Raw genomic sequence first — 19,511 nt, forward strand, 5'->3', positions numbered from 1 at the left:
TGAGTTTATTGTTTTTTCATAAAATCATTGGCTTTTTCCCACTTTTCAGGTGTTCCAATATCAAACCAATAATTATTTAAGCATTTCCATGCAAAAATAGAATGTTCTTTTGATAAATCAAGATATCCATTTGTAATTGAGAATTTTCTGACATCGCCAAGCAAATTTAATATCGAATAATCTACAATATGAACACCCGAGAAAGCAAGTGACTCATAACTTTCAGCTTTTCGTGTATATATAAATTCGTTGGTATTGATGTTTTTCCATCCCGAAAGCTTCATATCCTTATTAAATAAGAAGTAGCGCGATGTTTCTCTATCCTTAACCATTAATGTGGCAATGCCTTTTTTCTGCTTATGATACGCAATCATCTCAGCAAGGTTTGCAGAAGTAATAATATCTGCATTATATAATATAATGGCTTTGTTAGGAATAAATAAATCCTTAGCAAATAAGAGGCCTCCACCTGTTTCTAAGAGTTCTTCCGACTCATCGGAAATACAAATATCAACACCCGTAAAATGAAGCGTAGCAATGTAGTCTTTAATCATATCGGCATGGTGGTGCACATTTACAACAATATTGGTTGCACCTGCTGCAGATAGCTTTTCGATAGCATGCAGCAGCATAGGTTTACCAGCCACTTCGACCAATGCTTTGGGTTTATTTTTTGAGATACTTCCGAGTCGCGTGCCCAATCCGGCGGCAAAAATTAGTGCATTCATAGAAAATTATTTAGAACCGCAGGCAATAATAAATAATTTTAGCACCATTTGCCAATTCAGTATCGCCTAATCACTCTAATAGGGGCTTTATGGCGAATTAAAAGTTTACAAAATTACCAGAATCTTCAAAATGTTTCTGATCCACATTATAGTTACCTGTGAATGTTCCTTTTTCCTCAGTTTTATTACCTAGCACATCCACTAGTTTGCAGTTGAAATCGGCAATTACTTCAATAAAGCCATTTACTTCATCTTTATAGTACACATTACTACCGTAGATGCGATTGAGCGATGTGCCTATTAATTCGCAATTGAGCTCAACACTATGTGTTACAATTCTATCATGAAGTATTTCTTCAATTTTCTGCTTTATATCGTACTCAATATATTCCATGTGTGGTATTTCTTTAGCTTGGGTATTTAATTAGATGTTTAGTTTGAAGATAGAAGACTGTAGAGTTTTTGATAAGACTAGATGTTAATCCCTTATATCAATACATCACAGGGTTTTATCGAACTGTTGCGTATTGATTGCTAGTCCTATTTTAAGATTATATAGTCAGTACATTGTATTTTCACAACTGTCTACAGTCTAAAAACTAACTTACTATGCTTATTAGTCCTCCTCGATAATTTCTTGCACTCTGCCCACATCGCCATCTTCAAGTCTAACTTTAATTCCATGGGGATGAAAAGCGCTTTTAGTCAGAATATCTTTTACAAAACCATGAGTTAATTCGCCCGTACGTTGGTGTTGCTTTAATACAATGTTAACCTCGGTACCAATACTTATATCTTTTCTGTTTTTTCCGTTCATGAGTGCAAAATTAAGCTTTAGAATACGTATAAAAAAGGATTCGGCCAATAGCGTCCTAAATGATTCGTAACTTTAATTCTAAGTTGTTATTATTTAGTTTGTTATTATATTGTTCTTTTTCACAGCTTTGTATTTAAGCGCCTCGTCATGGCGAGAAACAAAAGGTAAAATGCCTTAAGATTGCTTCGTTCCTCGCAACGACGTAATACCGTAGAAAGCTACAAAGCCTTTTGTAACTTAGCATTAATCTTTCCTGCAGATAGCAGAAAATCATACTGAATAGTTCCATTTTTTACTACTGGCTACTGCCTAAAAACTGTAGAACTATTCATATAATATGCTTCAATTAATTGAGCTGCCCAGCCACGTATCCGGTAGTCCAAGCAGCCTGTAAATTATATCCGCCAGTAATGGCATCAATATCTAAAACCTCGCCAGCAAAATATAAGTTATCAACAACCTTACTTTGCATAGTTTTGGTATCCATACTTTTGATGCTCACACCACCGCAGGTTACAAACTCATCTCGGAATTTCGAAGCCCCTTCTACCTGATAATCATCGTTGGTGAGTATATTGCTCAGTTTATTAATGCCTTTTTTGCCCAATTCGCTCCATTTTTTTGTTTGCGGAATGTCGCATTTCTCTAGTAAGAACAACCACAAACGTTCTGATAAACCATAGGGTTTTACATTCTGAACAATTTTGTTTTTATTCTCATTGGCCAATTCTTTTAGGTGCGCATTTACGGCTTCGGTGTTGATGGTATTGCACCAGTTAACGGCAACCTTAAAATTGTAATTGCTCTCGTTGGCCAGGCGAGCTCCAAAGGCCGAAAGCTTTAATATGGCTGGTCCGCTCATGCCCCAATGGGTGATTAATAAAGGACCGTTGGCTTTTAATTTGGTGCCTTGTATGCTCACCAAAGCATCTTCAACCACCACGCCCATTAGCTTTTTTACTTTTTCGTTGGGCATGTTAAAGGTGAATAGTGATGGCACTGGTGCTTCAATTTCATGACCTATATTTTTGAGCCAATCTAAACCTTTTTCTTGTGGCGATCCGCCAGTGGTAACAATCACCTTATCGAATAAGCGCGGAGGCATTTTATCATCTAAAAAACAAAGCTGCAAGCCTTGCTTTGTTTCGTTAATAGCACTAACGGCAAGTCCGGTTTTAATGCTTACACCCAATTGCTTGCACTGCTTTAAAAAGCAATCGATAATACTTTGCGAATCCTGCGAAACAGGAAATACACAATTATCGTCTTGTGTGGTTAGGGGAACACCGCGCTCCTCAAACCATTGCATGGCATGTTTGGTGTTAAAAGTATGGAATAACTTTTTTAGTGTTTTGGCACCGCGAGGATAGGCCTTGCAAAGCTCGCTTATTGAAGTGCAGCCATTGGTAACATTACAGCGTCCGCCGCCCGATATTTTAACCTTGGCCAATACCTTGCTCGATTTCTCGAGAATGGTCACTTCTGCTTCGGGGTATTTTTCTTTGGCAGTAATTGCCGAAAAAAAACCTGCTGCTCCACCTCCTATAATTCCAACTTTCATAGCTGCAAAAGTAAGACTTTTTATACCTTACTCATATAACAAAAGGCAAAAGTATTGCTAGTTTGTGCCATTGATATTTAGTGATAATAGGCGAAAAGCTTAAAGCTAGCGATAGTATGATTATTAGAGATCAGATGTATACTTTGCTAAAAAGATATGTAGACGAAATACGTAGCTGTGGCAAGTATTTATTTTGGCGCAACAGCGATCGCTTACGCGGATACAGTAGCGAATACAAACGCAAACAATACTTACGCAATAAAAAGAAGGAAACCGTAAGTTAGTTAAGGATTATGCCTTGTAGGTATAAGTACGAAGAAGGTTGCCAACTACGGCAGCCTTTTTTTATTTAAAATAAGCGCTGTATCCCGCTAGGGGACTATGCAAACCTCTAGGGGGCGACAAGAAAATATGGGGGAGTGCCATATCCTCTAGGTGAGCATGTCATTAGTCTAGGTGACGGACTAAACCTTTAGTAGCTTGCCCTCAACTCGCTAGGGGACGCCTTAAATATTTAGTAGTTTATTGCCATTCCCTCGGGGGGATGCCCATAGGTGCAGGGGATACTGTAAAAGTATTAGTGGGCGTATCATATTGTATCGTTATCATTAAATACCTCTCAATTTTAATAACAAATGATTGTTACCTTATTTAATTTGAGTAAAAATTGAGCCTATAAAACAAAATAAACTAGAATTTTCGCTAGTTTCATGAGCAAAATAAGCACTAGCTATAAACTTATATTGGCACATTGGGGGAGTATGTAGAATATATGGTGGGGTGTAGGTTAGTTAAGAAATATAATATATTGACCTAAATTAAGTTACTATATGAAAAGAGAGAGCAAATTAATGTATTATCTATCTATAGCAATTTTAATATTCTGTTTTACGGTTAATGCTCAAGAAAAGGATTCTTTAAAAGTAGTTTCTTTAGTAAAACAAACAATGGAATTGTTGGAAAAGAAAGAATATGAAAAAAGCAGAGATACTGCTGATAGAATATTGAAAATTGATAATTCCTGTAGTCTTGCGTACATCCTTTTAGGAAATATTTATGCTAAATATGCATGGGAATGTTCTACAAATATTAGTGAATTTAATGTTATGGAATGGAGTTTAATTTATTGCTTATCTTTTGATATGTTTGAAAAGGCAAAACAATTAGATGTTTCAAGAACTAAAAATGTAGATAATACAATTCGAATTTACTTGAACTATTTGCCTACAGAAGAAGAGTTGTTTATACCTAATGATTTACATGGTAAAGAATTGCGTATAGATGGTTGGGTAGACCGAAAAACTAAATTTCGTAGAAGGTCAGAAACAGAGTGAAAATGACGTTTGTCATCAAAAACTAATGGTCATAGGCAGACAGTATCAAACTGGACATTTTGGGCATACAATAATTTCTGCTCTGTTGGTTTTTGTAGATTTGGTTTTCAAATCAGCCAATGTCCTTAATTAAAACCGTTGGGTATAATTTGCAATCATGATGGGCAAATCAAATAATTAGAAAATATGAAACCAATTATATTGTTTTTAATAGTTACATTAATTTTTAGCTGCAGTAACGAAACTGAGGAATCAGGTCAGGTAGATGAGAATATTAATCTTATTGATTTATCAACTTTTATTGGGAAATCTTATTCTGAAATTTACAATTTGAAAAGCGAATATTGGCAATATCCCAACTTTCTTTTGATTCCAACAATTGAAGGTGAGTACCAAATTACTATTGATTTTAATAATTATGATGATATTGAATCCGCTGATATTACTGGACTTTGGGGGCAATTATCAAATCAAGTATATGGAACTTTCGTTGACCTAAATATAGTTGAGAAATTAATTAATTATAATTTTAATGAACCCCCAACATATATTTATAAGGTTAGTATTTATGATGCAAATAAAAAAGAGACTTACATAAATGTAGAAGATTTATTTTCTAATATTTCAAATTTTGAAAATGACTATAGCTATTATGTTATATGGGAATTAAATAATTTAAGTTATTCAATTTATATTGAAGGAGGTAAACTACAATTCAGTATTTACTGAGATGAAAGCAATGAATACGATACTCCGCTGGCGCACGTGTTTCCACGTGTGGTTATACATAGCATAAGTAAACTATGAGACTCGTGTGATCTGCAGGGATAGCCTATATTCCCCTAATCTTTAATTTCGGTTAGGTCAAAATAAATAATTGTAAAGCTAAATAAAACCATATTTATATGATAGATACCTTATTAACATCGTTTATTACTTTTTTTACCGTAATTGATCCAATCGGTACTATACCTGTTTTTATAGCAGTAACAGCATCTGTCAATAATAATGATAAAAAGAAGATTGCAATTAAAGCTGCAGCAACTGCCGCAGGAGTATTGTTGTTTTTTATAGTATTAGGGGAGATAATTATTAATGCAATTGATATTCCCTTGCCCACGTTTCAGATTGCTGGTGGCATTGTACTATTTCTTTTTGCCCTTACCATGATTTTTGGAGAAAGTAAACCTGAAGAAGAACTATCTCATCTTGATAAAAAAGAAGATAAAGCCATATTCCCTTTGGCCATGCCATCTTTGGCCAGTCCAGGGGCAATACTTGCAGCCATTCTACTAACCGAAAATAGCAAGTACAGCATTGTTGATCAATCGTTAACTGCATTAATGATGTTGGCTGTAATTTTTATCGCATTGATATTTATGCTTCTATCAGCAAAAATATTTAAATACATAGGTAATAGTGGTGCTGCAATAATCAGCAGGGTTATGGGCCTTATTCTTTCATCAGTGGCTGTGGCTAATGTACTACAAGGTATTAAGATATACTTTGACCTTTAATAATTAAATAAACAACTTACTCTAAGCTATAAAAAGTACAGTATGAAAACCCATTTAGAATTAAGAACAGAGCGTTTACTTCTTAGGCCCATAAAAGCAAGTGATGCAGCGGAAATATTTACCTATCGATCAGACGCTGAAACAAATAAATATCAAGGCTGGATTCCTGAAACTATTGAAGATGTAGGCTCCTTTGTAGCTAAAGTTTCTACCGAGATTAACATTTCAGATACCTGGTTTCAGTTTGTAATTATCGATATAAAAACATCTACAATAATTGGTGATGTAGGCATTCATTTTATTGATGCAGCGCAGGCAGAAATTGGCTGTACCTTGGCAAAGAATCAGCATGGTAAAGGTTATGCAAGCGAAGCACTAAAAGCTGTGATTGACTATTTGTTTCACACGCTAAACAAGCATCGAATCATTGCCTCAATAGACCCACTTAATATGAGTTCCATTAGCTTAGTTGAAAGATTAAACTTTAGGAAAGAAGCCCACTTTAAAGAAAGCTTGTTTATTAATGGCGAATGGGTAGATGATATTGTATATGCCATCCTGAAAAAGGAATGGTAGAATATTTTGCTATGAAAAACATTGAAGATTATACTCCCAAAAACAAAAGCGATTGGAGAAAATGGCTCGAATTAAACCACAATAAAAAGGAGGCGGTTTGGCTTGTTTTCTACAAAAAGAACTCACCCCAGTATAATTTAAGTTGGAGTGAGTCCGTTGATGAAGCGCTTTGCTTCGGATGGATTGATAGTACAAAAAGAACCATCGATAATAATAGCTACAAACAGTATTTTACCAAGCGTAAGGCTAAAAGTAATTGGTCGAGAATTAATAAGGATAAGGTAGATATCTTAATTGCCCAAGGCCTTATGCAAGCAAGCGGTTATAAAAGTATTGCGCTTGCCAAAGAAAATGGATCTTGGATACTGTTGGATTCGGTGGAGGCACTAATAGTTCCGCAGGATTTAGAAGAAGCATTGGCAAAGTACAATGGCTCAAAAACAAACTTTAATAAGCTAAGCAAGTCTGAAAAAAAGATTTTGCTGTATTGGATAGTTTCGGCTAAACGCGATGAAACCCGAAAGAAAAGGATTTTAGAGATAGCAGTGAATGCCAGCCAAAATCAGAAACCCAAACCGTTTAGGTAGAGTATAGCTTACTCCATTTAAGTATTATTGGGTGGTAAAATACTTATAATTATTCATCGAAACTCAACTACCATTCGTCGATACTTAAATGCATTTTAACGATAGTTAGAGACGTAATCCCTCAAATATTTGAATATTTGTTACACTATAAACTATATAATGTAAGCCGTATGAATATTTTATTTATAGAAGACGATGCCATTGAGACTATGAAGCTTCACAGAGCTGTGAAGAAGTTAAATTGTAACCATAATATTGCTGAGGCTAAAAATGGCGAAGAGGCCTTAGAGTACCTTAATTCCTATCAGGTTAAACCCGATATTATACTGCTTGACTTAAACATGCCGCGTATGAGTGGTATTGATTTTCTGAAAATCTTAAAGGCTGATGAGGTCTTAAAATATTTGCCCACAATAGTTTTAACAACCTCAGAGAATAGAATAGATTTACTCGAGTGTTACAAAATTGGTATTGCAGGCTATGTAGTAAAACCTCTACGCTATGCAGATTATGAAGAAAATTTGGATAAGATCTTTAAGTATTGGGAAATTAATTCATTAGTTAAGCCATAAAAATAGCAAAGTCTCTTCATGTTGCCGATGTTAATAATTATATTTAGGTGTAGTTAAGGGTCTTAAGGAAAGTTTTGAGATTGGTAATTTGATTTATATTGGCAAAGTTTATTTTTTATCAGATAGTAACTGATAAAGAATAAAAATATGCTGAAGCCAATGAAATCAAGGTTCTAATTTAGATATTCAATCCACTTTGCGCTACATTTTATAATAATTACAAGCTTAATCTTAAACATTCAAATTATGAAGGGTATTGTATTTACAGAATTCCTCGAAATGGTGGAGGAAACTTTTGGTCTTGAAGTAGTTGATCAGATTATTGAAGAAGCAAATTTAGAATCAGAAGGAATATACACTTCTGTGGGCACTTATGAATTTTCTGAAATGCTCACTCTAATATCAAACTTAAGCGATAAAGTAAAAATATCAATTAATGATTTATTGTATGAGTTTGGTAAGTTTCTGTTTAATAGTTTAGGGCAAGCACATCCTGAAGTGATAAAAAGTTATACAGATCCTATTAATATGATACAATCCATCGAAGATCATATTCATGTGCACGTAAAAAAACTATATCCCGATGCCGAATTGCCAACGTTTAATGTATTGGAGAAAACAGATACTTCTATTATTACAATATATGAATCCAGTAGAGGTTTATATGCACTAGCTCATGGTTTGATGGAACAAGCTTTTCGTCACTTTGGTAAAGATGTATCAATCACTTATACATTATTGCAAGAAGATGGAACTAAGGTGAAATTTGAAGCGAAACAGAATGTCTAATAATGAGATAGATATATTAAAACGAAGCATAGAGCGCCAAAAGAAAGCTAGAAAGCAGGCTGAACGAATCTTAGAAGAGAAGTCGAAAGATTTATACGACCTTACATTGCAGCTGAGAGAAACCAATGAGCGACTTGAAAATCTATTGTCTGAAAAAACATCTGAATTAGAAGGGGTCTTTATAAATATTATCGATCCATACATTGTTATGGATCCTGGTGGCAAGGTGATAAAGATGAACCAGGCTGCCATATCGTTATTAGGATATAATTTTAAAGATGAGGATTTTAATTTAAAGAGTATTATACACCCAGATTATCTCGAACAATCCAAAAAATCATTTGAACAGTTATATGAAGTTGGGACTATAAAAAACTTCAAAACAAAGATTATTGCCAATGATAAATCAGAGATACTTGTTCAGCTTAATGCTAGCGTTATTTACGATAAGCACAAAAAAGCCATTGCAGCACAAGGCATATTACGAGATATTACTAGAGAAGAAGAAGTAAAACAATTACTTGCAGTACAAAAACGACAATTGGATATTATTGTTGAAAACTCACCTCTTGGAATTGTTTTAACAGATAAAGGTGAGATAATAAAATCAAACCAAGCTTTTCAAAATTACCTAGGTTATTCGAAGTCTGAAATTGAAGGAATGATTGTGAAAGAAATTTCTTCACCTGAAGACATAGATGAATCCCTTCGTTTAATGGAAAAAATGGAAGAAGGTGATATTGATAAGTTTACTCTCATAAAGCGTTATACTAAGAAAGATGGATCCCAATTTTTGGCACGTACTTCGGTTAGTGCGGTAAGAGATAGTATAGGTATCATGGAATATCAAGTGGCTATCGTTGAAGATATCACTAAAGAGCGTGAAGCGGCTGATTTATTAAAAGAATCTGAGAGTCGTTTATCATCGCTTATTTCTAATTTACATTTGGGGGTATTACTTGAGGATAAGAAGCAAAATATTGTTCTTAGTAATCAAATGTTCTGTAAGTTATTCAGTATAGGAAAATCACCTGACGAGCTCTTAGGTAAACACGTGTCTTCTGTTTCAGATCTAGTGGATTCGTGGATTGTAGATTTACCTTCATTTAAAAAACTTACTCAAACTTTACTTAAGGAGAAAAAAACAGTACTTGGTAAAATTATAGAATTGCATGGGGGCCAGATTATTGAAATAGATTATATACCTATTTATAGTAATGGATTATATACTGGGCATTTATGGATTTTTAATGATGTAACGGTAAGAAATAATTACCGACGTAATCTCGAAATTCAAAAAGAGAAATATAGTAGTATTATAGCCAATATGAATTTAGGCCTTATTGAGGTTAATAATGATGATATTATACTTTTGGCTAATCAAAGTTTTTGCCAAATGAGTGGCTATTCAGAGGCAGAACTACTAGGTGAAAAAGGAGCGGATATATTATCGGTAAAAAATAAAGAACTTCTCTTAAGTAAAAGCAAAGAACGACTGAAACATCATTCTGATTCATACGAAGTACAGGTGAAAAATAAAGATGGGGAATGGCGTTATTGGCTCATTAGTGGTGCTCCGAGATATGATGAGACAGGAAAAGTTGTAGGAACCATAGGTATTCATTTAGATGTAACAGAACAAAAACAACTTGAGCTTCAAAAGGAACAATTACTCAATCAACTAGAATCGAGTAATGTTGCTTTAAAAGAGTATGCTCATATTGTATCACATGATTTAAAATCTCCTTTACGTAGTTTAAATGCCCTTTTAACTTGGATGAAGGAAGATTACGGAGATGTGCTTGATGATGCTGGAATCCAAAACCTAAACCTTATGGAAGATAAGTTAGAGGCTATGGATAACCTTATAAATGGGATATTACAATATTCAAGTATTCAGGATGATGTCTCAAAAAATACTAGTGTTGATGTTAACGAGGTGGTTAAGGAGATTGAAGAAATTATATATATACCACCGCATGTTAAAATTAATATAGTTAATACTTTACCAACAATTATTGCTGATAAAACAAAAATTCATCAGTTGCTACAAAATATATTAACTAACGCAGTAGCTCATATTGAATGTGAAGAAGGCCTTGTAGAAATTGGGAGTAGGGATAGTGGAGATTGTTGGACCTTTAGGATTAAAGATAACGGCACTGGTATCCCACCAGAATATCATGAAAAGATTTTTGATATATTTCAGACTATTGGAAATAAAGAAGGATCAACTGGTATTGGTTTATCAATTGTTAAAAAGATTATTGAAATTTATAACGGTGAAATTTGCCTAGACTCGGCTAAAGGCAAAGGAACTGAGTTTTATTTTACATTAGCCAAAAATAAATAAGCCATGGAACAACCTAATTTATTGTACTTAGAAGAATTAGCAGATGGAGATAAGGAATTTGAAAAACATTTTATAAGTGTTTTAAAATCTGAGTTTCCACAAGAAAGAGATGAATACCTAGCACACCTAAAAAAAGAAGAACTCTTAGAGGCAGGTTTAGTAGTTCATAAACTAAAAAATAAGATTAATATTTTAGGCTTATTAGAAGGATATAATGTAGCCATTACACATGAAGAATATTTGAAAGTAGGTAACGTTTCGTTAGTACAAGATTTTTTTATTACTTTAGATACTATTGAAACCTATCTTAAAGACATATAAATGAATTGTATAATTATTGATGACGAATCATTAGCTCGATTGGTTATAAGTAAACATTGTAGCAAGTTTCCTAATTTAGATGTTATAGAAGAATTTTCAAACGCTATTGATGCAATTAAATTCTTAAATAAGGAAACTGTTGATATTATTTTTCTAGATATTCACATGCCTGGTTTTACAGGATTTGATTTTTTACAAACATTAAGGTACGATCCTTATATAGTTTTAACAACATCGGATAAATCTTTTGCTTCAGATGCTTATGAGTACGAAATTGTAATTGATTACCTTGTTAAGCCAGTTACAATTGATCGCTTTGAAAAAACTATAAAAAAGATTGAAAAAGCCAAAAGTTCTTTGACAACGACAGTTACTTCTCCAGTAAATAATAGTGATGAGTCTGAAGTAGGAGACGAGTTATTTATAAATATTGACAGACGCTTAATCAAAATAAAATATCGTGATATTTTATTCGTTGAAGCTAAAGGGGATTATATTGAAGTTAAAACAAATACAGAGCTTTATCGCGTTCACTCTACCTTAAAGAAAATAAAAGAAAAATTACCTGAACAGTTATTTCAACAAGTGCATAGATCGTATATTATCAATTTTTCTAAAATTGTAGATATTGAAGATAATAGTATACTAATTGAAAAATCTGTGATACCAATAAGTAGGGCAAACAGACCAGAAATTATGCGTAGGTTAAATCTTCTGTAATATTATTGTTTATCTAATTTGTTATAAAATAATGGCAGCTTAGTAAGTTGCCATTTTATTTTTAAACCAAACTCAACATATTCAAATCCAGCTGCAGTTGCCGACGCAACATTGCTATAAAGCCCATATATATTTACTGATAATCGCGAGCTTATTTCTTGAGTTAAGCCTACCTCAGCTCTAAATAAGGTGCTCAGGTCATCATCTTCAACTTTTTGTTGTCCTAGGGCAAAATTACTTATATAGCTGGTGTTTTTAAATAATTTTCCTCGAGAATCAACAAACCACTCTAAGGCATGGTATTGTTCCGGACTAAAATATACGGCTGGTAGCTGGTCTTTAAAACTCATATACTGATAATTAATACCTGTCTTAAGTAATGGTTTTCTCAGTAGGTTATAATAAACCGAGGTGAATAATAGATTTCTACTATTTTGATCAGTTTGTATAGTATACATCATTTGCGTATACCAACCTAGGTTTATATTTGTACCTAGATTATAGGTCATACTGAGGTGTTGCATTACAATTTCTTGAGCAATTAGTTCAGCATTGAAATTTTGCATTTCCCTTTTATACCCAATCGATAAATCATGCAAGGGAAAAGGTTTAATAGCCATTGTTAATTCAATGGTTGGTTGCATGTAATCTAACGAATCAGCATTTGCTTTATTTATACCAATTTGACCATTAAGTTTTATTTTACTGTTTATTACATACGAAGCTCCTGCCCCAATAGTATTAGATTCTGCATTATAAAGGGTACTTCTATTTTGAGTTTTACGGTATTTATACCATGCAAAAGTTGTTAGTTTCTCATTAATTGGAATGTAAAGGCTAGTGTTGCTCCATAATGCACTATTATCTCCATTATCGAATGTAAATGCCAATTGTTCGTGCACGTAGGGGCTATATTGCTTATTTAATTTGGCTATAAATGCCAAAGCATCTTTTTGTTGGTCGTAATATTTTAAAGTAGTGAAAGCCGATTTATAGGCTTTGTTTATTTGGCTCGATGCAAAGTGGGCATTCGCTTTTCCTAAGTTACCATCAAATGATGCACTATCAATATCTAATATTTTATTATAAGCATCAATGCTTTTATCATACTCACTTTTGTACATGCCTAATGTGGCCACAAGCGCTAAATACCATTTCTTATTTTTGTGTTCATATGATAGACTATCCAATTGGGTTTCGGCCAGTTTAAATTTTCTATTCCAAATTAAAGCTTGGGTAAACCTTTCATTAGCCAGTATATTTGAAATAGAATCATTAATACTTAAGCTTTTTGTTTTGGCTTTGGTAGCATAGCTTAATGCTATTTTATCTTTTTCAGCAATGTGGTACACTAAGCTTATTCCTGCAAGTGATTTAATAGAATCAATTTTTGAGATTGCCATTTTACCGTATACATCAATCGCTTTATCTTTATTAGAAGAAACTAAATACAGGTTAGCTAAATTTAAGAGTATATCTTTATCGTCTGGGAAATCATCGAATATTGATAGTAACATTTCTTCAGCCTTTGCATATTGTTTTTGTGTGCTATACGCATTGGCATATCCTAACTTAATATACTTGCGTGATACCTTTGCATTCGCATTTTGAGGTTTTAATTCTAATGCCTTATTAATCCACAAAAGTGCGGCTTCATATTCTTTTAAATTACTCAGTGTATTTGCGTAGCCTAGATTCGCAGTGAAGTTGCTTGGGTAGTCACTTACTAATTTTTTATACAGAGGTAAGGCCTCTTCAAATTTTTTTGCCCATAAGTAGGATTCGTAATAATTTAGAGTTATTTCTAAATCTTTTGGGTAGATCAATAATAAATCTTGAAATAGGCTAATTGCTTTTTCAGGATCTCCATTTAAACCAACAGCTCTTCCGTAACAGAGTTGGGCTGTTTTATTGTTAGGGTAATTATTGAGAACCTCGGCAAAATATGACTCCGCTTTTGCAAAAGACCCTTTTTCTAGATAATCAAATCCTTCTTTCATGTTAAGCTGAGCTCTGCTTAGAACTGAAATGCAACAAAGAAAACTTAAGGCTAGAATTTTGACTATCATATTCATGTTCTTCTAAATTATGATGATTAAAGAATAATTGGCTCAATTAAAGTTACATTAAGCTAGTTAACAACCAAATACATATGGCAATATTTTTTTTACATATCAGCATATTTATTTTTTTATGTTCGTGTTTTTGTGTAATTTAAAATAAGTTTAACGCCTAATGCCCAATATGATACAGCTAAGTTTAAAAAGGATTAGTGAGGAACAAATATTTATGGCAAGTGTAATACTTGTTAATGGAGGTAATTATCTCTATAATCTATTGCTAGGTAGGATATTAGGTCCTGCTGAATTTGCGAACGCTGCCTTACAGATTACCTTGTTATTAATTCTTTCCTTTTTAGGTATGACCTTTCAGTTAACAACTGCTCGATTTGCCGTAGAACAGGAAAATAAGAATTGGATTGCACAACGTCATTTTTTAATTGTAGTATCTTCAATAGCCGGTATTATTATTGGTGTTTTATTAATTATATTCTCTTCCCTGCTTCAAACAACATTTCATACCCAAACCAAATTAGTATTTATATTGCTTGGTATTGGTGTGCCATTATATTTCATAATGAGTGTAATAAGGGGTACCTATCAAGGAAAACAGGCATTTAAGAAACTATCTATTTCGTATCAATCAGAAATGCTGAGTAGGCTTGTTATCACTCTTTCTTTCCTTTATTTAACGGGTATAGAATCATCAGTAATCGTTGCTATAGGTATTCTTCTATCATTTGTATTTGGTTTGTACCCATCAAAGCTAAAAAATTATAAAAGTGTTACTAAGTCAGAGATTAGGAATATAAATACTAGACCTATATATAGGTTTATGATGGTAACTGCGGGGTATGAACTTAGCCAGATCATTATTAATAATAGTGATGTGTTACTCGTTAAGCATTATTTTAATGACACGGAGGCTGGACTTTATTCTGCTTTGGCCTTAATAGGGAGAGTTGTATATTTCGTGGCTTGGATGTTTGTAATGTTACTACTCCCTAAAGTTGTTCAAAAAAATAAAAATAATGAAAAAACAAAACCATTACTTTTTAAGTACATGTCAATGATAGCAGTACTATCTTTTGTTATTGTATGTACTTGTTATTTTGCCCCAAACCTTATTATTACTCTTATGTTTGGTTCTGCATATCTAAGCATGGCTCCGCTACTTTGGCAATATGCAGTAGCTACTTCCTTATTTGCTTTGGCTAATATTTTTGCCTATTACTTTTTATCACTCGATCAATATTTACCAGTTGTTCTGTCTGGTTTGTTTGGTTTGTTACAAGTTTTTTTAGTGGTGTTTTTTCATAATACTTTATATGAAGTTGTACATGTGCAAATTATAGCCATGGCTATTCTTTTATTTGCACAATTGGCTTTTTTTTTATTGACTATAAATGGATCAAAATCTAAAGGTTTAAGATAAACCAAATAGAAAGGACGAATATAATCTTATAACGAGTAGCCATTTAGGTACTCATAGTATTTAATAATAAAAGATTAAGTATCAACGTAAAACTGACAGCTATGAAATTAGGAATTGTTACAGCTTATCCACCAAGTAAGGTTACTTTAAATGAATATGGGTATCATTTGTTACAGCACTTTAAAATGCAAAAAGGTATTACCGAGATTATCTTATTATGTGATAAAACTCAAGACGAAAAAGTTAATGTGCATTCTTCTGATGGGTGTAAAATAACCATTAAGGAATGTTGGGAATTCAATAGTTATAATAATCTTTTTAGTATTTCTAAGGCAATAAAAGAATCTAAGGCTGATTGTGTTTTTATTAACCTACAGTTTTTAAAATTTGGTGATAAAAAAATACCTGCAGCCTTGGGCTTAATGCTACCTCTTGTTAATAAAATTAAAGGAATACCAACTATTTCTCTGTTGCATAATATTCTTGAACAGGTGGATTTAGAAAGTGCTGGATTTACTAAAAATCCAATACTTAAGAGACTTTATAGAGGGGTAGGGAATATGCTTACGCGATTTATTTTAAGTTCAGATATTGTAGCTGTAACCATTAGTAAATACGTAACTGTATTGAGTGAGAAATATAAAACAAAAAAAGTAAAGTTAGTACCACATGGCTCCTTCGAAACGCCTCCCGAACCTAGTTATGACCTTCCAAACGGGCCTAAACAAGTAATGTCATTTGGTAAATTTGGAACTTATAAGAAAGTAGAAGCTATGATAGAGGCTGTTGAGAAAGTACGCCAACGTACCTCCGAGGATATTGAAATTGTTATTGCCGGAACTGATAGTCCAAATACTCCTGGTTATTTAGATGGTGTTGCTAAAAAATATAGTGATATTGAAAAAATTCGTTTTACTGGCTATGTTGCTGAAGAAGATGTACCTGTCATTTTTAGTGAAGCCGCGATAGCCGTTTTTCCTTATACCTCTACCACCGGAAGTTCTGGTGTTTTGCATCAAGCAGGGAGTTATGGAAAGGCTGTTGCTATGCCAGATTTAGGAGACTTGAGTATTTTAGTTAAAGAAGAAGGGTATCAGGGTGAGTTTTTTATTCCTGAGGATGTTGATTCAATGTCGGAGGCAATTGAAAAGGTACTTGTAAATGATCAATATAGAATAGACCTTGGCGTAGCCAATTATGAAGCTGCCTGTTCCATACCAATGTCTAGAATTGCAGAAATATATGTAGAAGAATTTAATAAACTTCTTGCATTAAAAGATAAAAGTAATCGTGTAGGGAAAGTTAAATCACAAACTGCATAGATTTAACTAATTGTTATTTTATTGGCCCTTTGTTTGATGGGTAAGGTTTTTATTGACCATCAAATAAAGGGAAAGCTTCTTTTCTATTACCATTCTTATCAATAATACCAAAACTGCTTTGTTTGCTTTTGTGCCATGGTTTATAACCAACTACACTATTGGGTATGTGATTAAAATCGTAAAGAGTCCAAAAAACAAAACCAAGGTTTAATTTATCAATTTGTTTTTGCATTAGATTGTAATATTCTCTTTGTTTTTGTTGAGAACTAGAAAAGGCATTCCAAATACCTGAATACGAACTATACCCATACTCTTGTAGCATGATAGCTTTGTTGTTTATACTATTACTTAGTTTAGCTACTCTTTCGTTAAAAGTTTGTGGGTCGAGATAATCATGAAAAGACACAAAGTGTAGATGTGAGGCTAATAATTCAGCAGATTCTGTATTTGACCATCCTATTGTAATAGGATGGTTTGTATCCCAAATTTGCATATTTCTAATCATTTCGTTTAGCCACAAAATAACATTAGCTCTTCCTCTTGTTTCGAAGTCTAAATCAGGTTCATTTTTTATATCCCATGCAAATAGGGCAGGTTCTTCTTTTATACTATTAATTATAGAATGTGCATGTTTTAGTGTTGGAGCTATATCTTTGACATCATAATTCCCGTAAAAATCGAATAAAGTAACAATCACCTTTAGTTCATTATTATCCGCTAAAGTGAGTGTTTTTTTTAATTTCTTAATTTTTTCTTGATCAACATTTTCTTTACCAAACTCTTCGTACTGAACAAATATTCGTACAGTATTTAATCCCATAGTTTTTAGTAAAGCAAAATCTTCAGCTATTATTTTTGGATCAAATTCTTCTCCAAACATTTTCCAAGGTGCAGATTGTGGATAATAATTAAGACCTTTAATTTCTGCTATTTGCTTTAATAGCACACTATCATTAGTTAGGGTAGGTAATTCGTCACGCTTATTAATTTTCTCAAGTTTTAAATGTCTTATTCTCCAATAACCATCCTCAAAAAGTAGCATTGCTCTATAATCACAAATATTTTGTGTTGTAGCAATGGTGTTGCCATTATTAATATAATGAGAGGCTAACTCAATATTTTTATCTTCTAATATTACTATATGTCCATCTGCACTATAAAACTTCACATCGATATTATGAGTTAAAGCAGCTGATTGAACTTCAACTTTCTTTTTTTTATTAGAAAGTATAGTCCTTTTAATATTTTGGTATGCACTATCTGTATAGTAGTTTTTTATGCCGTATAAATTATTATCTCTGAGTGCATTGTGTTTTAATTGCCAAGCTTGAAGATAATCCTTTTCAATATTTAAGATAGTTTGTTTTTCTATTGTCCGCCCTATACAGTTGGCCGTTTCCCAATTGATCTTTATTGAATTGCTTAATTGTTGCGGCGTTGCTATATTTAATATTTTAGAGCGATCAGCTCCTGTATTCATATATGCTATTGCAGAACTAATCCCAAAAATTATGATTCCATTGACTAGTAAAAAAGAAATAATAACAAGTACTCTGTAAAGGTTTTTATTAATAGACATCATCATAAATTTCTATTTGAATAGTTTTTTTAATTCCCATTAGAATTATTTCAGCAACATAAACATCTGCATCAAAGAAATGAGTAGAAAGATCAATAAAAGCTGTGCCACCTTGGGTATCAACTTCTGTTTCGTAGGTTACATTACCTTGTTTATTTATTATTCTGCATTCCACTATGTTACCATCAGGTAGTTTCTGACCCATATAACTTAAGATAGAGTGTATTTTTAGAATTCTCTGAGTAGTATCATAAGATAATTGGTAATTCAAGGTAGATTGTTTAAAATTTACCTTAATAGTGTTACTGCTTGAAGCTCCATCTACATAAGCTTTTATTTTCCAATATTGAGCTTCGGATGGATGCAAGAATTTAACATTTGCTTTCCCATTAATAGTGGTTCCACTGGCAGAAAAGAATTGATCTTTATTTGAATGAATAGTAAAGTTTATAATGGTTCCATCGCTAATTATATTGTTATAAATGTCTTTAATCTGACTGGTGTATATTTCCATTAATTGATTGCCATCTGCATAATTATGATTACACTTGCTGTAGATATTAAAGTTGTCTGGTATGGCAGGTGTAACGCTGCTTTCCATTTCCTTACTCTCACCATTTGTTGTTGCTGCAGCTATATAAAAAGGACCTGTCTGTTTTGTAGAAAAAATATTATGATGGACCAAGAAATCATTTGTTTTGAGTGCTATCTTATTTCTTTTGTTTTTAAATTGTTCACTTACAATTATTGAACTGCCATTTATTAATGGGTTATCATAGATATCAGTTGGCACAACAACTAACATCGAAAAATCATGACCTCCAGCTACAATACTGCGAGGTCCAAGGTAACTTTCTAGATTGTTATGTGATTGGTTTAGAGGTAATATGTTAATTATACCAGATTCTAAACTAATACCATTATGTACAAGTTGCCATTCGCATAATCCTGCTTTTTTGATTATACGATCATCCACGTTGAAAATTAGTGTGTCCTCTTTTATTAAAGGTTTTTGAATAGTTTGAACATAGGAATTACTTATAATTAAATGTAGTGCACTATCTCCTTTATAACTAAAACGCAGGTCAACAGGCTTGCCCGCATAAATATCTGTAATTGTATCTAGGTAGCTTACATATGAGATTGCACTACTCTCAACCTTGTTAGCTTTGGTACAAGCTATTAATATTATTAAGCACGCAAAATATATAATTTTAGTATTCCATTTTATCATAAAAAC

20 protein-coding genes are annotated in these 19,511 nt (G+C 32.9%); 13 read left to right on the forward strand and 7 right to left on the reverse strand.

Translation table 11 applies throughout. The features are described from left to right. Window positions 1-5: 5 nt before the first annotated feature. The 4 genes from A8B35_RS03775 to A8B35_RS03790 all read right to left on the reverse strand — a co-directional run bounded on the left by A8B35_RS03775 (window position 6) and on the right by A8B35_RS03790 (window position 3,106). Entirely contained in the window at window positions 6-728 is a 723-nt protein-coding gene (locus A8B35_RS03775; RefSeq protein WP_075602067.1) for a nucleotidyltransferase family protein, read from the reverse strand. A gap of 97 nt (window positions 729-825) precedes the next feature. Further along, entirely contained in the window at window positions 826-1,122 is a 297-nt protein-coding gene (locus A8B35_RS03780; protein WP_075602068.1) for a hypothetical protein, read from the reverse strand. A gap of 222 nt (window positions 1,123-1,344) precedes the next feature. Further along, entirely contained in the window at window positions 1,345-1,545 is a 201-nt protein-coding gene (locus tag A8B35_RS03785; protein WP_075602069.1) for a YwbE family protein, read from the reverse strand. Between the two features lie 346 nt (window positions 1,546-1,891). After that, the gene (locus A8B35_RS03790; RefSeq protein WP_075602070.1) at window positions 1,892-3,106 is read right to left on the reverse strand and encodes a BaiN/RdsA family NAD(P)/FAD-dependent oxidoreductase; all 1,215 of its coding nucleotides are present in this window, start codon (window positions 3,104-3,106) and stop codon (window positions 1,892-1,894) included. A gap of 116 nt (window positions 3,107-3,222) precedes the next feature. Here A8B35_RS03790 and A8B35_RS23250 point away from each other — a divergent pair, with 116 nt between their 5' ends. The 11 genes from A8B35_RS23250 to A8B35_RS03845 all read left to right on the forward strand — a co-directional run bounded on the left by A8B35_RS23250 (window position 3,223) and on the right by A8B35_RS03845 (window position 11,875). Continuing rightward, the gene (locus A8B35_RS23250) at window positions 3,223-3,390 is read left to right on the forward strand and encodes a hypothetical protein (protein ID WP_171973151.1); all 168 of its coding nucleotides are present in this window, start codon (window positions 3,223-3,225) and stop codon (window positions 3,388-3,390) included. A gap of 546 nt (window positions 3,391-3,936) precedes the next feature. Further along, complete coding sequence (locus A8B35_RS03800) at window positions 3,937-4,440, forward strand: hypothetical protein (protein ID WP_075602072.1); 504 nt, start codon at window positions 3,937-3,939, stop codon at window positions 4,438-4,440. 186 nt (window positions 4,441-4,626) lie between these two features. Further along, a complete protein-coding gene (locus A8B35_RS03805; RefSeq protein WP_075602073.1) occupies window positions 4,627-5,169 on the forward strand; it encodes a hypothetical protein in 543 nt (180 codons plus the stop codon). 176 nt (window positions 5,170-5,345) lie between these two features. Beyond that, a complete protein-coding gene (locus A8B35_RS03810) occupies window positions 5,346-5,957 on the forward strand; it encodes a MarC family protein (protein WP_075602074.1) in 612 nt (203 codons plus the stop codon). A 42-nt stretch (window positions 5,958-5,999) separates the two neighbouring features. Next, the gene (locus A8B35_RS03815) at window positions 6,000-6,533 is read left to right on the forward strand and encodes a GNAT family N-acetyltransferase (RefSeq protein WP_075602075.1); all 534 of its coding nucleotides are present in this window, start codon (window positions 6,000-6,002) and stop codon (window positions 6,531-6,533) included. 11 nt (window positions 6,534-6,544) lie between these two features. Continuing rightward, a complete protein-coding gene (locus tag A8B35_RS03820; RefSeq protein ID WP_075602157.1) occupies window positions 6,545-7,120 on the forward strand; it encodes a YdeI/OmpD-associated family protein in 576 nt (191 codons plus the stop codon). A gap of 170 nt (window positions 7,121-7,290) precedes the next feature. After that, window positions 7,291-7,692, forward strand: a complete 402-nt coding sequence (locus A8B35_RS03825) for a response regulator (protein WP_075602076.1) — start codon at window positions 7,291-7,293, stop codon at window positions 7,690-7,692. 246 nt (window positions 7,693-7,938) lie between these two features. Further along, complete coding sequence (locus A8B35_RS03830) at window positions 7,939-8,481, forward strand: heme NO-binding domain-containing protein (RefSeq protein ID WP_075602077.1); 543 nt, start codon at window positions 7,939-7,941, stop codon at window positions 8,479-8,481. Further along, window positions 8,474-10,834, forward strand: a complete 2,361-nt coding sequence (locus A8B35_RS03835; protein WP_075602078.1) for a PAS domain-containing sensor histidine kinase — start codon at window positions 8,474-8,476, stop codon at window positions 10,832-10,834. Before A8B35_RS03830 ends, A8B35_RS03835 begins: the two co-directional genes overlap by 8 nt. Window positions 10,835-10,837: 3 nt before the next feature. After that, the gene (locus tag A8B35_RS03840; RefSeq protein WP_075602079.1) at window positions 10,838-11,155 is read left to right on the forward strand and encodes a hypothetical protein; all 318 of its coding nucleotides are present in this window, start codon (window positions 10,838-10,840) and stop codon (window positions 11,153-11,155) included. Then, window positions 11,156-11,875, forward strand: a complete 720-nt coding sequence (locus A8B35_RS03845; RefSeq protein ID WP_075602080.1) for a LytR/AlgR family response regulator transcription factor — start codon at window positions 11,156-11,158, stop codon at window positions 11,873-11,875. A gap of 2 nt (window positions 11,876-11,877) precedes the next feature. Here the strand turns inward: A8B35_RS03845 and A8B35_RS03850 are convergent, their stop codons facing one another. Next, on the reverse strand, window positions 11,878-13,875 hold the full coding sequence (locus A8B35_RS03850) for a tetratricopeptide repeat protein (protein ID WP_222844091.1): 1,998 nt from the start codon (window positions 13,873-13,875) through the stop codon (window positions 11,878-11,880). A 289-nt stretch (window positions 13,876-14,164) separates the two neighbouring features. Between A8B35_RS03850 and A8B35_RS03855 the strand changes: the two genes are divergently transcribed. Both A8B35_RS03855 and A8B35_RS03860 read left to right on the forward strand, forming a co-directional pair. After that, window positions 14,165-15,370 (forward strand): oligosaccharide flippase family protein, encoded by a 1,206-nt coding sequence (locus A8B35_RS03855; protein WP_139314805.1) that lies wholly within the window; start codon window positions 14,165-14,167, stop codon window positions 15,368-15,370. Between the two features lie 101 nt (window positions 15,371-15,471). Next, window positions 15,472-16,692, forward strand: a complete 1,221-nt coding sequence (locus A8B35_RS03860) for a glycosyltransferase (RefSeq protein WP_075602083.1) — start codon at window positions 15,472-15,474, stop codon at window positions 16,690-16,692. A gap of 49 nt (window positions 16,693-16,741) precedes the next feature. Here the strand turns inward: A8B35_RS03860 and A8B35_RS03865 are convergent, their stop codons facing one another. After that, the gene (locus A8B35_RS03865) at window positions 16,742-18,277 is read right to left on the reverse strand and encodes a glycoside hydrolase 5 family protein (RefSeq protein WP_139314799.1); all 1,536 of its coding nucleotides are present in this window, start codon (window positions 18,275-18,277) and stop codon (window positions 16,742-16,744) included. Continuing rightward, window positions 18,261-19,505, reverse strand: a complete 1,245-nt coding sequence (locus A8B35_RS03870; RefSeq protein ID WP_075602084.1) for a hypothetical protein — start codon at window positions 19,503-19,505, stop codon at window positions 18,261-18,263. Before A8B35_RS03870 ends, A8B35_RS03865 begins: the two co-directional genes overlap by 17 nt. Between the last annotated feature and the right edge of the window lie 6 nt (window positions 19,506-19,511).

Source organism: Saccharicrinis aurantiacus (genome assembly GCF_001660705.2).
Taxonomy (GTDB): domain Bacteria; phylum Bacteroidota; class Bacteroidia; order Bacteroidales; family Marinilabiliaceae; genus Saccharicrinis; species Saccharicrinis aurantiacus.

Bases quoted from the DNA above. Each gene is read 5' to 3' on its own strand.
- A8B35_RS03780 (WP_075602068.1), bottom strand. From the start codon at position 1,122: ATGGAATATATTGAGTACGATATAAAGCAGAAAATTGAAGAAATACTT.
- A8B35_RS03825 (WP_075602076.1), top strand. From the start codon at position 7,291: ATGAATATTTTATTTATAGAAGACGATGCCATTGAGACTATGAAGCTT.
- A8B35_RS03850 (WP_222844091.1), bottom strand. From the start codon at position 13,875: ATGAAAGAAGGATTTGATTATCTAGAAAAAGGGTCTTTTGCAAAAGCG.
- A8B35_RS03860 (WP_075602083.1), top strand. From the start codon at position 15,472: ATGAAATTAGGAATTGTTACAGCTTATCCACCAAGTAAGGTTACTTTA.
- A8B35_RS03830 (WP_075602077.1), top strand. From the start codon at position 7,939: ATGAAGGGTATTGTATTTACAGAATTCCTCGAAATGGTGGAGGAAACT.
- A8B35_RS03815 (WP_075602075.1), top strand. From the start codon at position 6,000: ATGAAAACCCATTTAGAATTAAGAACAGAGCGTTTACTTCTTAGGCCC.
- A8B35_RS03790 (WP_075602070.1), bottom strand. From the start codon at position 3,106: ATGAAAGTTGGAATTATAGGAGGTGGAGCAGCAGGTTTTTTTTCGGCA.
- A8B35_RS23250 (WP_171973151.1), top strand. From the start codon at position 3,223: ATGATTATTAGAGATCAGATGTATACTTTGCTAAAAAGATATGTAGAC.
- A8B35_RS03820 (WP_075602157.1), top strand. From the start codon at position 6,545: ATGAAAAACATTGAAGATTATACTCCCAAAAACAAAAGCGATTGGAGA.
- A8B35_RS03855 (WP_139314805.1), top strand. From the start codon at position 14,165: ATGGCAAGTGTAATACTTGTTAATGGAGGTAATTATCTCTATAATCTA.
- A8B35_RS03835 (WP_075602078.1), top strand. From the start codon at position 8,474: ATGTCTAATAATGAGATAGATATATTAAAACGAAGCATAGAGCGCCAA.
- A8B35_RS03800 (WP_075602072.1), top strand. From the start codon at position 3,937: ATGAAAAGAGAGAGCAAATTAATGTATTATCTATCTATAGCAATTTTA.
- A8B35_RS03845 (WP_075602080.1), top strand. From the start codon at position 11,156: ATGAATTGTATAATTATTGATGACGAATCATTAGCTCGATTGGTTATA.
- A8B35_RS03810 (WP_075602074.1), top strand. From the start codon at position 5,346: ATGATAGATACCTTATTAACATCGTTTATTACTTTTTTTACCGTAATT.
- A8B35_RS03870 (WP_075602084.1), bottom strand. From the start codon at position 19,505: ATGATAAAATGGAATACTAAAATTATATATTTTGCGTGCTTAATAATA.
- A8B35_RS03840 (WP_075602079.1), top strand. From the start codon at position 10,838: ATGGAACAACCTAATTTATTGTACTTAGAAGAATTAGCAGATGGAGAT.
- A8B35_RS03805 (WP_075602073.1), top strand. From the start codon at position 4,627: ATGAAACCAATTATATTGTTTTTAATAGTTACATTAATTTTTAGCTGC.
- A8B35_RS03785 (WP_075602069.1), bottom strand. From the start codon at position 1,545: ATGAACGGAAAAAACAGAAAAGATATAAGTATTGGTACCGAGGTTAAC.
- A8B35_RS03865 (WP_139314799.1), bottom strand. From the start codon at position 18,277: ATGATGATGTCTATTAATAAAAACCTTTACAGAGTACTTGTTATTATT.
- A8B35_RS03775 (WP_075602067.1), bottom strand. From the start codon at position 728: ATGAATGCACTAATTTTTGCCGCCGGATTGGGCACGCGACTCGGAAGT.